The organism is Hymenobacter sp. (genome assembly GCF_036388155.1).
Taxonomy (GTDB): Bacteria; Bacteroidota; Bacteroidia; order Cytophagales; family Hymenobacteraceae; genus Hymenobacter.
Genome location: NZ_DASVSI010000103.1, coordinates 79349 through 93863 on the forward strand (window position 1 = coordinate 79349; position 14515 = coordinate 93863).

The window sequence follows — 14515 nt, forward strand, 5'->3', positions numbered from 1 at the left end:
TCAAGTAACTGTGTAAACAAAGTGTTTTGTAGTAGAAAAGTGAATAAAAATGCAGGCAAAATCAAATTTAACAGTTGGCAAAAGTAATCATGATTTTAGTATGGCTCAGCCAAAAACTATATAAATATTATCAAAAATTAAATGTCTAGACAGGCCATATGCTGGTAGTCACCAAAGCATATACCAGACTGAAAGCTGCCCTACTTACCCCTGTATTAGGCTACCCCAGCAGTTCCTCAATATCGGCCCGGGTGAGGTGCTTTATCACGGCCTCGTCGGTGGCAATCAACTCGCTCACCAGCGCCAACTTGCGGCGCTGCAGGGCCAGTATTTTCTCTTCTACCGTGCCTTGGGTGATGAACTTGTAGGTGAACACCGGGCGCTGCTGGCCGATGCGGTGGGCACGGTCCACGGCCTGGGCTTCCACGGCGGGGTTCCACCACGGGTCGAGGATGAACACGTAGTCGGCCGCGGTCAGGTTGAGGCCCACGCCGCCGGCTTTCAGGCTGATGAGGAAGATTTTTAGCTCTTCGTCTTCCTGGAAGCGCGTCACTTCGGCCACCCGGTCACGGGTCGCGCCGTCGAGGTAGGCATAGGCCAGCTGGCGCTCATCAAGGGCGGCGCGCACCAACGACAGGTGCTGCACAAACTGACTAAAAACCAGCACCTTGTGTCCTTCGGCCACCACGTTGCGAATCATGCGCAGCACTTCCCGCAACTTGCCCGACTCGTGGGTATAGTTCTCGTCGGCCAGGCGCGGGTGGTTGGCAATCTGGCGCAGGCGCGTGAGGCCTTGCAGCAGCAAAAACTGCGTGCTGGCCGGCCCGTGCTCATCCAGATTCTGCAGAATCTTGTTGCGGTAGAAGCTCTTGGTTTCCTCGTAGGCGTGGGCCTGCTCCTCCGTCATGGGGCAGTAGCTGAGTTGCTCGGTCTTCTCAGGCAACTCCTTGGCTACCTGAGCCTTGTGCCGCCGCAAGATGAACGGCTTGATGAGCGCATGCAGGCGCCGGGTGCGGCCTTCGTCCTGGTGCTTCTCGATGGGCTTGAGGAATTCCTTACGGAAGAAGGCCTGCGTGCCCAGCAAGCCCGGGTTGATGAACGACATCTGCGACCACAAGTCCATGGTGCTGTTCTCCACCGGCGTACCGGTGAGAATGAGGCGGTGCTTGGAGCGCAGCTGGCGCACGGCCTGCGAGGTAGTCGACGACGGGTTCTTGATGGCCTGCGACTCGTCCAGAATCACGTAATCGAACTTGTAACCAGCCAGCAGCTCGGTGTCGAGGCGCACGATGCCGTAGCTGGTCAGTATCACGTCGTAGTCGGCAAACCGCTCGGGGTTCTTGTCGCGGTACGTGCCCGTGTAGGCCAGGATGCGCAGGTCAGGCGTAAATTTCTGAGCCTCGTTCAGCCAATTGAATACCAGCGAAGTAGGCAGCACCAGCAGCGACGCGGCGCCTTGCGCCTCGCCGCTTTCGCGGCGGTGCAGCAGCATGGCCAGCGTCTGAACGGTTTTGCCCAGGCCCATGTCGTCGGCCAGGCAGCCGCCGAAGTGGTAGTCCTGCACAAAGCGCAGCCAGTTATAACCGGCTTTTTGGTAGGGTCGCAGCTCGCCCAGAAAGCCCACGGGCAGAGGCTGGTCCTCCACTTCGGCAAAGTCGCGGAGCTTGGCCAGCTTGCGGCCCATGCGCACTGTGGCCAGCTCATTGCTTTGTAGGTCGGCCACTAGGGCCAAGTGGTAGCGGCGCAGGTTCAGGCCTTCGGGAGTTTCTTCGCCGAAGGCAAACAGCTCCAGATAGTCCGTGAACCACTCTTCCGGGATGATGGCAATTTGCCCGTTGGGCAGCTTGAACTCGCGGCGACGCTGCAAGATGTGACCCCGCAGGCGGATAAACGGCACCTCGATGTCGCCAAAGCGCACCGTGCCGCGCACGTCAAACCAGTCGCCGGCTTCCTGAATGCCCACGTGCACACTGGTCGGGCCAATGAAGTAGCTCTTGGTTGCTGTCGAGGCCGCTTCCACCGTGTAGCCCAGCTCCGCCAGTTCCGAGGTGTTGTCGTGCAGCCACTTAAAGGCTTCGCCTTTGGGTAGCGTGGCGTGGCCGTTTTCCACGGTGAGCTGCCGGGCCCGCAGCTCGGCCACGGTGGCCAGCTCCTGCTCGGGGTTGCGCAGCAGCCGGTGAAACACGTAGCTGTCGGCCGTTTTCTCCAGGTGCACGCTCACGGGCTTGTTGGTGCCCAGCGGCATCAGGTGCGGGCCGTAGCGGAAGCTCAACTCGAAATGAATCTGTTCGGTTTCGGCGCCCGTGAGCAGGGGCACCACGGGCTTGGGCAGCGGAATGCGGCCGCGTCGCGGCGGGCCAGGTGGGCGCACAGGCGCTTCAGGCGCCGGCGGGGCCGGGATGGCGTCGCTGAACGTGAGCTGGGGCCGCGCCACGTAGCGCTCCGACCGAATGTCGAACCCGCGCGCGTGCACCTCAAACGACTCCATGAGCGGCGCCACAAACTTCTGGAAGTAGCTCTCCTCCACGTTGCGCGGCACCACAATGAACTTCTTCTTCAAGAAAGGCTGCAGTTTTCGCCCATCCACGTCCGTGCGGAAGGAATAGAGCAAGTCGCCCAGCAGCAGCCAGGCGGGCTGCAGGCACACCAGCACCGCGTCTTTGTACTGGAAGTCCAGCCGCTGGTTCTGGTACTGAATGGTGGGGAAGTAGTGGGTGCCGTCGTCGTTGCGGCGGAAGTGAAACAGGATGGACGCCTTGGACGGGGCCAGCCCGATTTCCTTCCACGTGGGTTCGCCGTCGCGGCCCATGATGAACACGCACTTGCCCGTCAGCCGGGCCAGCAGCCCCGCCATGCGCGTTTGCACGTACTTCGAAATGGCTTCCTGCAGGGGCTTATCGCCTTTTTCGGCGTTGTAGGTTTTCAGGAAGAATTCGGCCGTAGCGATTTTGCGGGGCCAAAATTCTTTCACCACGGCCTCCTGCTGAATCTGGTCGCACAACTCCACCAACTCGAAGTCGGTGGCGTCGAGGCCCGCCGCAAATTCATGGGCGTTTTTCCCAGAAACTGTCTGGTGTTGAAGCGTTAGCTGCCCGCGCGGGCCCAACTGGACCACGTAGGCCGCAAACAAGTGGCCGAGGAACTCATGCTCGAAGAGCGAGTAGACGATTTGAAACGGTTCTGCGGTAGATACTTTCATAGCCGGGCACGCGTAAAGCGCAAGGTAGGGCCGAAAGTGGAAACCGGCATTGTTGAGCTTCGCGGCGAAAGGAGAAATAAAACCCTTACGGCCCGCAGCGCCCTTGGGTGCTGCGGCGTGCTACAAATTCTCGCGCACGTCCAACTTGCTCGCATTCAGGGCGGGCCGAATGCTGACGGCCAGGGTGATTAGAATGATGGACATGCACGTAAAAAACACGTCCGAAGCCTGCATTTTTACCGGGTAAGCGTCGACCACGCTTGTGGCCATGCCCATGCTCACGAAACCGAAGCGCTGCTGCAGCCAGCACAACGACACGCCGAAGACCAGGCCCGTTGCAGCGCCCACCAGCGCCACAATGGCCCCCACGAAGAGGAAAGTGCGCCGGACGGTGGTTTGGCTGGCGCCCATGGCCAGCAGCACCGCAATGTCTTTTTTCTTGTCGATGACGAGCATCGAGAGCGAGAAAAAAATGTTCAGCGAGGCGATGAGCAGGATGAGCGTGAAGGTGATGAACACAAACAGCTTCTCCACTTTGATGGCCTTGAACAGGCTCACGTGCTGCTCATCAGAGTCTTGCACTTTGAAGTTGGGCCCCAGCTGTTTGCGGAGCTGCTCTTTCACTTGTTCAATCTCGAAGCTGGCGCCCACTTTCACGTAGAGCGCCGTGCGGCGCGTGGTGTAGCCCAACAAGCGCTGCGCGAACGTGAGCGGTACGAAAATGTAGCTGTCGTCGATGTGCTGCTCAATGAGGAACACGCCCCCCGCAATCAGGTCTTCTTCGTTGAAAGCCTTGTCGGGGTCCATGCTCAGCGTTTTTTTGCCGGGCGTGTTGCGCGGGTACAGCAACCGCATGGGAGCCAAGCGGTTGTTGAGCGTGATGCTGAGCTCGTGCTGCACGCCGGCGCCCACCAGGGCCAGCTCTAGGCTGTCGCGGCGCAGGCGGTGGTCGCCTTCCCGGATGTTGGCGTCAATCTGGCTTTGGCCGAAGTAATTGTCCGAGAGGCCGCGCATTTTCACCACCATCTGGCGGTCGTGGTACTGCAGCAGGGCGTTGTCCTCGATGACTTCGGTGAGCAGGGCCACGCCGGGCGTGTTTTCCAGCTTCATCAGGAAGGTGCGGTTCACGTCGAAGGCCTTGCCCTTGGTGGCCGAAATCACCAAGTTGGGGTCCGACTTGCCGTAGAGCGTGCGCACCAAGTCCTCCAGGCCGTTGAACACCGACAGCACAATGATGAGCGCCGCCGTGCCCACCGCCACCCCAATCATCGAAATGTTGGAAATGATGGTGATGATGTTGCGCTTGTTCTTCGAACGAAAATAGCGCCGGGCAATGAGGATGGGAACGTTCACAGACCGCAGATTTAACGGATTTTAACGGAATTAAGCAGATTATTGTGGTTCTGCTTGGGAATGTCTCCACCAAGTATCACCGCCTATCACGGATGAGCGGAACCACAAAGAAATCCGTTCCATCCGTTAAAATCGGTTAAATCTGTGGTCTTACTTCCAGGCTTTCACAATGAGGCCCGTGCCCGAGTCGTGAACGGTGCGGGCGTCGAGCCAGTTCAGCAGCAAGCAGAACGGGAACGTGACGAGGTAATAAAACGGCAGCAACAGGAAAAACAGGCGCGACTTGCCCAGCATCAGAATGGGGTATTTCATGCTCAGGCGCCACGAAATCTGGCCCGGCTCGCCGTAGGCGTAGCGCGCTTCCACGCGCTCGAAGCCGGCCGTGGTGAGCTTTTGTTGAATCTCGCGGATGTTGTAGCCGTCGCGCACGTGCTCCTCGATGAAGCTGGTTTCGTCGTCGCCGTGCACGTCGGAGCCGCCCTGGTCGCTGGGCGTAGAGATGAGCAGCATGCCGCCGTCTTTCAGCGAAGCGTGGATGTTGCGAAACACCTCCACGTCTTCCAGAATGTGCTCCATCACGTCAACCGACAGCGCCAAATCAAACGAATTGGGCTCCTGATAAAGCACCAAATCCTGCACGGCGAACTGCACGTTGCGCCGCCCAATTTGCCGAAAAAACTGGTTAGAGTCGGCCACTTGCTCCTCCTTCACGTCCACGGCCAGGATGTGCCACTTGGCGCTCAGGCTGCTGAGCCAGTATGTGTACTGCCCGTAGCCCGAACCGGCGTCGAGGATGTTCAGCGGCTCTTGGGTGCGGCCCTTGGCCCAGTGGCGCAGCTCGCGGTGCACGTGCCAGGTGCGCAGCAGCAGCAGGTCGAGCAGGGTGTAGAACAAGCGGCGCAACCACGGCCGGCGGTTGAACACCTGGCCGAGCGTCTTCTTAATGGGGTCGTAGTACAATGCGGTGAACTGGTGAAATAGCGAAATGGTGAGTTGATGGGGTTTGGAATGGCGAGCTAGTGACTAAGGCCAGACCGAAGCGCCCCGCCAGACTCACCATTTCACCACTCACTACTCACCCTTGAAAAGCTGGGGCCGGTCGGGCTTTTTCTCGGCTTCGTCGTCGGTTTCTTCTTTGGGCGCGGGCGGTATGTCCAGCGTGCCGAGCACCTGGTCCATGTGGGCGGCGTAGGCGGCGCTGTCGTCGTGGAAGAAGATAAGCTCGGGCACCACCCGGGCCGTTTGGCGGATGCGCTTGGCCAGAGCCTGGCGAATGGCCTTGGCGTTTTCGCGGATGATGTCGAGGCGGTCGTTGGCGTCGTTGCCCAGCAGCAGGCTGAGGTACACGCGGGCCTGGCCCAGGTCGGGCGTCACCTTCACGGTGCTGATGCCGGGCGCCAGCCCGCCGCCGAACAGGTGCGGCAGGTCGCGCTGCAACACCGCGGCCAATTCCTGCTGGAGCAGGCTGGCCATTTTTTGTTGTCGTTTGCTTTCCATAATGACCGGCAAAGGTACGAGGCGTTTTCAGGGTAGGAGAGCAGGAGGGTACGAGGAGTTGACGGGGTGGTTGGGCGGCAGGTGGAAAAACCACAGCCGCGGCTGGAGCCGCACAATACCTTTGCCCCTCGTTGCATTCCTCTTGCCCTACACCTTCCTGGCCTTAGCACCTGGCTAAAAAAACTCCCCCCTCCTACCTCCTTACCCTCATACCCTATCCCCGTTGCTTCGCTTCTTCAAAAGCTCCCTTCCCATTCATCTGCTGGCCTTGCTGGTGCTGGTACTGGCCCTGCGCCTGCCACTGCTGTGGCTGGGCCTGCCCGTGACGGCCGCCGAACTACGCGCCCTGCTGGTGGGGGAGCGGCTGCACGGCGGAGCCATTCCCTACCGCGACCTCTACGACGGCACCGCCCCGCTTGCAGCGGCCGCTTTTGCCGTGCTCGACGCCGTGGTGGCCCGGCCGGTGTGGCTCTACCGCGTGGGGGCGCTGCTGCTGCTGCTCATCCAAGCGCTGCGCCTGAACCTGGTGTTCAATCGCTACGACGTGCACCCCGAGCGCGGCTACCTCGCCGCGCTTACCTACCTGCTGGTGGGCAGCGTGAGCACCGAGTTGGACGCGCTGTCGCCGCTGTTGTTGGGACACACCTTTATCGTGTTTTCGCTCAGCGCGCTGCTGCCCACTTCCCGCGAGGGCTACGACAACCGGCGCCTGTTTCGGGCTGGTTTTCTGATTGGCCTGGGCGCGCTTTGTTACTTGCCGCTGAGCTTGTTTGTGATAGTGGGCCTGTTTGCCGTGGTCATTTTCGCGGCCAATTCCTTTCGGAGCTCCTTGCTGCTGCTGTGCGGGTTTTTCTTCCCGTACGCGCTGGTTGCCACGTTCTTCTTCTATACGGGCGCCATGCCGGGATTCGTGCAGTTTCACCTGTTGCCGGGCCTCACCGACCTGATTGCCAGCGGGCTACCGGCCGGCTTGCGGCTGCGCTTGCTGGTGGTGCCCGTGGTGGTGCTGGCGCTGGCGCTGCTGCGCTCGTTGGGCACGTCGCTGGGCTTGGTGTTTCAGATTAAATTCCGGCAGATGATGTTGGTGTGGCTGCTCGTGGCCATTGCCACCGCGGCCGTAGAGCGGGGAACGGCGCCCGGGGTGCTGGTGCTCCTGCTGCCGCCACTGGCGTATTTCGGCTTGTTTCTGTGGCAGCGCTATGAGCACATGTGGATGCTGGAGCTATTGCTGCTGCTCGTTCTCAACGCGGCCGTGGTGCTGCGCTTTCGGGCCCACATCCCCCGCCTCGAAGCCCTGCTGCGCATGCCGGCCGAGAGCCGCTTCGGTCTCGAGCCCGACCCGCGGTATGCGGCAGTTCGTGGGCAAACGCTGCTCATTTTAGGGGCCGACGACCGGGCTTATTTTCACAATCACCCGGCCACGCCCTACCTCGATTGGGCGTTGTCCCAAGTCGACTTTGGCCACCTCAACGAGTACGCCGCCGTGGTGCGCATAGCCCAGAAAATGGGTCCCCTACCGCCTGCTTACCTGCTGGACCAAACCAGGCAGGTGCCGCGACTCAAGCAATTATTGCCCGCCCTATTTGGCCCTTACCAACCCACTGGCCTGCCAGGCCTATACCGTCGTAGAGCAGGGCAGTAGCGACAAGCGGCTTGGGCTACACCCAGCACCAATGGGCGCTGCGGCGGGTGGTGGGCACGCTGCGCAAGAAAGTGGTGAGCGGTTCCAGGTCCGTGAGCAGGGCGGTGAGCACCAGCACGCGGCCGTCGGCCAGGTGCAGGCGCAGATAGTCGTACTTGGCCCAGAAAGTGCGCCGCGCCCGGCACGTCACCCGCTCCACTTGGCCGAGGTCGCGCTGCGCAAACCCGACGCGCTGGCCGTTTTCGTACACTTCGAACCGGTTTTCGGTGGGCTCAAAAACCAGGACCGTCTCGTGGTTTAGCGCCCAGTAGCGCAAGTGCAACACCAGCGCCGGGCCGCTAAGCAACAAGGTGAACAGCAGGAAGCCGCCCGTCAGCAACCACTCAAATGCGCTGGCCGGCTGAGTGCCCAGCGCCACGGTTGGCAGCACGCTCAGCCCAGCCCCCAGCGCCAGCAGTGGCCAAAACAGCAAGCCCATTTGCCGGGCCGCCGTGGTTTGGTACACAAAGCTGCGCTTGCTGAAAAGCCCACTCACCCAACGCAGGGCCCCCAGCACGAGCAGTAGCACAAGCGCGGCTTCAAGCAGCGGGCGAAGAAAAGAAAACTTCATCAGTGAAAAGCCCCGCCAGCTGCTTTAGGCCCGCACCTGTACCCAGGCCTCGTTGGCTTCGTGCGCCCGCAGCCGGCCAAAGCTTTCCAAAGCCAGCCCATGTTGAGCAAACACCTCCAGCACGGCCGCGCGGCCTTCCGGGGCTACGCATACCAGCAAGCCACCAGACGTTTGCGGGTCGCACAGCCACGCCCGCTGCTCGTCGCTGATGGGCCCCACTTTGTGGCCGTAGCTGGCCCAGTTGCGGTTGGTGCCGCCCGGCACGCTGCCTTGTTTCAAATAAGGCTCGGCTGCCGCAATGCGGGGCACTTTGTTAAAATCAATTTCGGCCGTCAGGCCGCTGCCTTCGCAGACTTCGGCCAAGTGGCCCAACAGGCCAAACCCGGTCACGTCGGTCAGGGCTGTCACGGCGGCGAGCTTGCTCAACTCCGCCCCAATCTTGTTGAGCTGCATCATTTGCTCCGGAGCAATGGCAGCGTCCTCATCCCGCAAAATGCCCTTTTTCTGCGCCGTGGTCAGGATGCCCACGCCCAGCGGCTTCGTCAGAAACAATTCCGAACCCGCCGTGGCCGTGTCGTTCTGCTTCAAGTTCTTTATGTCCACCATGCCCGTCACGGCCAAGCCAAAAATAGGCTCCGGCGAGTCGATGCTGTGGCCCCCGGCCAGCGGAATTCCGGCCTCGGCACAAATGCTGCGGGCGCCTTCCAGCACCCGGCGGGCCACTTCGGGCGGCAGCTTGTCCACGGGCCAGCCGAGCACGGCAATGGCCAGCAGCGGCCGCCCGCCCATGGCGTACACATCCGAAATGGCGTTGGCCGAGGCAATGCGGCCGAAATCGTAGGCGTCGTCCACGATGGGCATGAAAAAGTCGGTAGTCGAAATCACCGCCTGCCCCCCGCCAATGTCGTACACGGCCGCGTCGTCACGGCTGGCGTTGCCCACCAGCAGTTTGTCGTGCTGGGGTTGGGTAATGCTGGTGTGCAGCATCTGGTCAAGCACGGCCGGGGCGATTTTGCAGCCGCAGCCCGCCCCGTGGCTGTATTGGGTGAGCTTGTAGTCCGTTGTTGGAGTCATGAAAGCAGAAGAATAGGCGCCACTGCGCCGGTTGCAGACCACAAAAGTCCGCAAAGAGTTTTGGAGTCGTGAGATTGAACGGTCCCACTAACGCTAAACGCAAAGAGAGGAACCACGGCTCGGCAAGATTACTGCCACCATAGTTCCTCTCTCTACTCAGAAATGGAAGCGCTTATGACGCCTTCGCATTCACCATTACGGGCAATTCCACGTTCTCCCAGCGTAGCACCAAGCCTTTGGGTGTCACTTCATAAAGCAGCCGCTCGGTCAAGGCGGCGGCTTTGCGGGGCGTCACCATCACGCGCAGGGCGTCCTGCTTCTCGTCGTATTTAAACGCTCCCCACTGGTTGGGTACTTTGTTGAAAATCACGGTCCACTGCCCCTCGGCCGGAATCACGAAGAAGCCATACTTGCCAGCGGGCAGCGGCTTGCCTTCCACCGTCACGTCCTTGCTGAATTCCACCGTGGTGGCCTCGTTGGCCCCGGCGCGCCACACCTTGCCGAAGGGCTCCAGCCCGCCGAAAATCTTGCGGCCTTTCACGGCCGGGCTGCTGTAGTTCACGGTCACATCGGCTGCCCCAATCTTGCCCGTGGCCGTTGCAGCCGGGCTCGGCTTGGTTTGCACAAGCGCCCGCGACTCTGGCGCTGGCATTGGCTGCGCTTGCGGGGTAGGGGTCACTTGGGCGTAAGCAGCGCTGGCGGTAAGCGCGGCGGCTAACCCAAGGGCGAGGCGGCGAAATAATAAACTGGTTTTCATGGGAGGAAAACATTAAAAAGTGAAGGTATGGCCCCCAACATATGCCGCGGACGCATCCGGAAACCCCTCGCAGGTAGCTCAGGTTTACAAAGACTTTGATAGGGGCCTGGCCGTTGCGTCGAGAACCGGCCAACTACGACGGGCTAAAGTCCGAAAAAAAACACCCAAATTATTTGATTTACAGGCATGCCACTGGCCGAGCGGGTCGTTTTGCAAAGTCTGAGCAAGCTGCTTTTGCGCTTGCGGCGTGGGAACCAGCCCTTGTACTTGCAAGTACATTCCTTGCTTTTGCTTCCCAGCTATGGTCAAAATTACTACGCTCCTGGTTCTTTGGGTAATGTGCTGGCACGTGGCGGCGGCCCGCGCCACCTCATTGCCAACAAGGCCGGCCAGCGTCGAGTTTGTTCGGAACGATGGCCAATGGCCTGCGGTCGTGCGCTTTGCCGCGCCGCTGGCCAACGGGCAGCTTTTTCTGGAAGACTCAGGCTTCACCTACGCCCTCACCTCCCCCCGGCCGCACCATCTGAGCGACGATGACGCCCGCCCGGTGCCGCCCCGGGGGCACGCCTATCGGGTGCGGCTGGAAGGCAGCCTAAACGCTCCGCCAGTAGGCGAGCAACCCACGCCCGGCCGCCACAACTACTTCCGCGGCGATGACCCCGCCCAGTGGGCCAGCGACGTGCCCGGCTTCCGCGCTGTGGCCTACCCGGAGGTGTACCCCGGCGTTGGCCTGCGGCTCTATGAAAATGCGGCGCAGCAACTCGAATACACATTCACGGTGCAGCCCGGCGGTCGGCCCGCGGCCATCGCCCTGCGCTACGACGGCGCCACCACGCTGGCCCTCGACGCCGAGGGCAACCTGCGCATCGCCACCAGCGTGGGCACCGTGACCGAGTTGGCCCCCCGCGCCTGGCAAACCGATGCCGCCGGACAGCAGCAGCCGGTGCCTTGCGCCTTCGAGGTGGCTGGCAACTCGGTGCGCTTTCGTTTGGGTGCTTACGACGCGGCCCGCCAGTTGGTCATCGACCCGGCCGTGGTGTTCGCCACCTTTAGCGGCGCTACGGCTGATAATTGGGGCCACACCGCGACCTACGACGCGCAAGGCAATTTTTATTCGGCCGGCACGGTGTTCGAGCCCGGCTACCCGACCAGTTTGGGTGCGTTCGACCCCAGCTTCAACGGGTCGGTGGACGTGGCCATCATCAAGTACAACCCCGCCGCCACCGGAGCTGCGGCTCGCGTATACGCCACCTACTTGGGCGGCGCCGAGGCCGATGTGCCCCACCGCTTGGTGACGGACGCCCAGGGCGAGTTGGTCATCTTCGGTACCACAAGCTCGGCCAACTTTCCCGTCACTGTGGGAACCTACGACTCAGGCTTCAACGGTGGTCCCGCGCCCCAAACCGGCACCGATGACATTGCTTACCGCCGCGGCGCCGACTTGTTCCTGGTCCGCTTGAGCGGTGGCGGCAACCAACTGCGCGGCAGCACCTATCTGGGCGGCACCGGCACCGACGGCTTTGCCGTGGCCTCCACGCCGGTTCTCGGAGGGCCTCCGGTGCTTTTGCCAGGTACGTCGCTGCGATTTTTGGGCGATGTGCAACTCGATGCTGCGGGCAATGTTTGCGTGGCCACAGCCACAGACAGCCGCGATTTCCCTGCCGTAGCTGCTTATGCCACCACTTATCGGGGGGGACGCGGCGACGCCGTGGTCTGCCAGCTTAGCCCCGACCTGCGGCAGTTGCGCTGGAGCACCTTTTTGGGTGGCAACGACGCGGATGCCGCTTTCGCGCTGGTGCCCGACCGCCAGGGCGGGCTGTACGCGGTGGGGGGCACCCGCAGCCCCGACTTTCCCTTCTCGGCCGGGGCCTATCAATCGGGGGTTGGCGGAAGTACCGACGGCTTCGTGGCGCACTTGAGCAGCAACGGGCGGGTGCTGCTGGCCGCTAGCCGCCTGGGCACCGCCCTCGACGACGTGGTCCGCTTGGTGCAGCTCGACGCGGCTGGCAACGTGCTGGTGCTGGGGCAGTCACTCGGCCTGATGACGCCCACGCCGGGCCACTACGGTGAGCCAGGGCGTGATTTTCTGCAGCAGCTTTCGCCCGATTTGCGGCAATCGCAGTTTACGGCCATCATCAGCGCCTCGTCGGCGACGTATCCCATGCCAGCCGACATCGCCTTGGGGGTTGACGAATGCGACCGGATTTATGTGGCCACGATGGCCTATCCCGACCAAGTAATTGGTGTTCCGCTTGCGGCCACGCCGGTTGGCACGCGGTTTTTCTACGCGCTGCGGCTCAGCGCTGGGGCACGAGCGCTCGAGTACGCCACTGCCTTGCCCGGCGAGCATGTGCATGGCGCCAGCCGGATTGACCCTCGCGGCAACCTGTACCTGGCGGTGTGCGGCAATTGCGAAGCCCGGTATTCTTTGTCACTGCCTGCGGGCGTTAACACGTTTTCTGCCCACACGGCCACGGGCAAATGCAACGACGCTTCCCTCAAAATTGACCTCAGCCCCGCGGCGTCGGGCAATGCGCCGGCGCGAGTCGTGTGCGCCAACGCCGCGCCCCTGCTGCTGGGCGGCAGTCCCGCTGGCGGCACCTGGACCGGGCCAGGGGTGGGGCCGGCACCCGGCGGCGGGTATCAGTTTGTGCCTTCGGCAATTCTACTGGGCCAACAAGTGCTCACCTACACTCCCCCCGGCGGAAGCGTGTGCCCGGCGACCAGCCAGTCGGTCATCGTGGCCGCGCCCACGCCCATTACCGTTACACCGGTCGGCCCCTATTGCTACAGCACAGATTTTACTCCCAATACCATTCTGAGTGCCCAGCCCGCCGGCGGCTTTTTTTCTGGTCCAGGAGTCACGTATAGCTACCTGTCTGCGGGTACCTACAGGGCGTCTTTCAGTGCGGCCTTGGCTGGGCCGGGCGCGCACACCATCACCTACACCCTCAACCAGAACGGGCAGTGTGGAACGGCCACGCAGGTAGTCACCGTAAGGGGCGCCCGGATTCGTCTTTTTCCAGCCGATACCGCATTCTGCGGCGAAGCACCACGCCCGTTCCAGGTCCGTGCTACTCCGGCGGGTGGGGTGTGGAGCGGGCCCAGCATCAGCCCCACTGGGTATTGGACTCCCCCAGGACCGGGGGCCCCCACCGGCCCGGCCACTTACACCTACACCAGCCCCGACGGCTGCGTGGCGCGGCAGAATCTTGGCGTGAGAACATACGCCAATGTGGCCCCGAACGCAGTTATCAACCTGCCTGTCTGTGCCAATTTTCCGGACTACACGGCGCTGGCACCTGCCACGCTCAGCTTTCCGGCCCAATCCGTGTATGCCAGCTACTACTGGGACTACGGCGACGGCACGTTTAGTGGGAGCTACGTTGGTTCGATACCGGCGCAGACCCACACGTACGAATACCCCGGAACGTACACCGCCACCCTGAGCATTCAATACGGCATCGGCTGCACTAAAACCCTGCAAATTGCGCCCATCGTCGTCGGGCCAAGCGAGCCGCTTCCCAACATCATCACGCCCAACGCCGACGGCCTGAACGAAACCTTCGTGCAGCAGCAGTTTTGCGAGGCCCCAGCCTTGCACGTCTTCTCGCGCTGGGGCCAGGAAGTGTACCGCACCGCGCACTACCGCAACGACTGGGCCGCGCCCGGCCTGCCCAACTGCATCTATTACTACCGCTTGCTGGGCGAGCAGGGCCGTGCCGCGAAGGGTTGGCTGGAGGTGCGCCGCTAAGCGCCGCCTTGCATTCCATAGCCGGATGTCGTACCTTTGTCCCCGAAGTTGGTATTCGCTTTAGCAAAGAGGGGACGTGCAGTCCCCTCTTTTTTTGCCCGCTCGTTTCAATTCTTATGTCCATCGACCGCAACCTGCTGCTCGAAATGCTCCGCGACGCCATCGGCGACCAGGAGCTGTTCATTGTGGGCCTCACCGTGTCCGATTCGGTGCTGCCGAAGGTCACCGTCACCCTCGACGGGCCCGAGGGCCTCGCCATTCAGGCCTGCGCCACCATCAGCCGCCGCCTGGCCCGCCGCATCGACGAGCACTACGGCGAAGACTCGGCCTACTCGCTGGAAGTCACCAGCCCCGGCGCCGACCAGCCCCTCACCGACCCGCGCCAATACCCGCGCCACATCGGCCGCTCCTTGGCCCTCAAACTCAACGACGGCACCGAGAAAACCGGCGTGCTCGCCGCCGCCACGCCCGAGGGCGTGGAAATCGAAGAAGTTATCAAACAAAAAACCAAGAAAACCACCCTGCCCGCCGCTTTTTATTCCTTCGGGGACATTAAGGAAGCCAAGGTTGTTATTTCATTTAAGTAACGAGTTGTCAGTTGTTCGTTGTCAGGTGCTAGCCCACATTGA

The 14515-nt window shown here is 61.8% G+C and carries 10 protein-coding genes; 3 read left to right on the forward strand and 7 right to left on the reverse strand.

All coding sequences use genetic code 11. The annotated features are described in order from the left end of the window. Positions 1-220 precede the first annotated feature (220 nt). The 4 genes from VF629_RS14435 to VF629_RS14450 form a co-directional block, all read right to left on the reverse strand. Positions 221-3199 carry a DEAD/DEAH box helicase gene (locus VF629_RS14435; protein ID WP_331059197.1) on the reverse strand — a complete coding sequence of 993 codons (2979 nt, stop codon included), beginning with the start codon at positions 3197-3199 and terminating at the stop codon, positions 221-223. Between the two features lie 120 nt (positions 3200-3319). Beyond that, complete coding sequence (locus VF629_RS14440; RefSeq protein ID WP_331059198.1) at positions 3320-4552, reverse strand: ABC transporter permease; 1233 nt, start codon at positions 4550-4552, stop codon at positions 3320-3322. Between the two features lie 150 nt (positions 4553-4702). After that, the gene (locus VF629_RS14445; protein ID WP_331059199.1) at positions 4703-5512 is read right to left on the reverse strand and encodes a class I SAM-dependent methyltransferase; all 810 of its coding nucleotides are present in this window, start codon (positions 5510-5512) and stop codon (positions 4703-4705) included. A 111-nt stretch (positions 5513-5623) separates the two neighbouring features. Beyond that, positions 5624-6049, reverse strand: a complete 426-nt coding sequence (locus VF629_RS14450; RefSeq protein WP_331059200.1) for a ribosome-binding factor A — start codon at positions 6047-6049, stop codon at positions 5624-5626. 223 nt (positions 6050-6272) lie between these two features. Here VF629_RS14450 and VF629_RS14455 point away from each other — a divergent pair, with 223 nt between their 5' ends. Beyond that, on the forward strand, positions 6273-7691 hold the full coding sequence (locus tag VF629_RS14455) for a hypothetical protein (RefSeq protein WP_331059201.1): 1419 nt from the start codon (positions 6273-6275) through the stop codon (positions 7689-7691). A gap of 16 nt (positions 7692-7707) precedes the next feature. On the opposite strand, the gene VF629_RS14460 is transcribed toward VF629_RS14455, so the two are convergent. From VF629_RS14460 to VF629_RS14470, 3 genes are all read right to left on the reverse strand, one after another. Beyond that, the gene (locus tag VF629_RS14460) at positions 7708-8301 is read right to left on the reverse strand and encodes a hypothetical protein (RefSeq protein WP_331059202.1); all 594 of its coding nucleotides are present in this window, start codon (positions 8299-8301) and stop codon (positions 7708-7710) included. A 24-nt stretch (positions 8302-8325) separates the two neighbouring features. Continuing rightward, positions 8326-9375, reverse strand: coding sequence for a selenide, water dikinase SelD (gene selD / locus VF629_RS14465; RefSeq protein WP_331059203.1), 1050 nt, complete (start codon positions 9373-9375; stop codon positions 8326-8328). A 172-nt stretch (positions 9376-9547) separates the two neighbouring features. After that, positions 9548-10132 carry a DUF2911 domain-containing protein gene (locus tag VF629_RS14470; protein WP_331059204.1) on the reverse strand — a complete coding sequence of 195 codons (585 nt, stop codon included), beginning with the start codon at positions 10130-10132 and terminating at the stop codon, positions 9548-9550. 301 nt (positions 10133-10433) lie between these two features. Here VF629_RS14470 and VF629_RS14475 point away from each other — a divergent pair, with 301 nt between their 5' ends. Together VF629_RS14475 and rimP are read left to right on the forward strand one after the other, a co-directional pair. Beyond that, a complete protein-coding gene (locus VF629_RS14475) occupies positions 10434-13886 on the forward strand; it encodes a gliding motility-associated C-terminal domain-containing protein (protein WP_331059205.1) in 3453 nt (1150 codons plus the stop codon). Between the two features lie 116 nt (positions 13887-14002). Continuing rightward, a complete protein-coding gene (rimP, locus tag VF629_RS14480) occupies positions 14003-14473 on the forward strand; it encodes a ribosome maturation factor (RefSeq protein ID WP_331059206.1) in 471 nt (156 codons plus the stop codon). Positions 14474-14515: the final 42 nt, after the last annotated feature.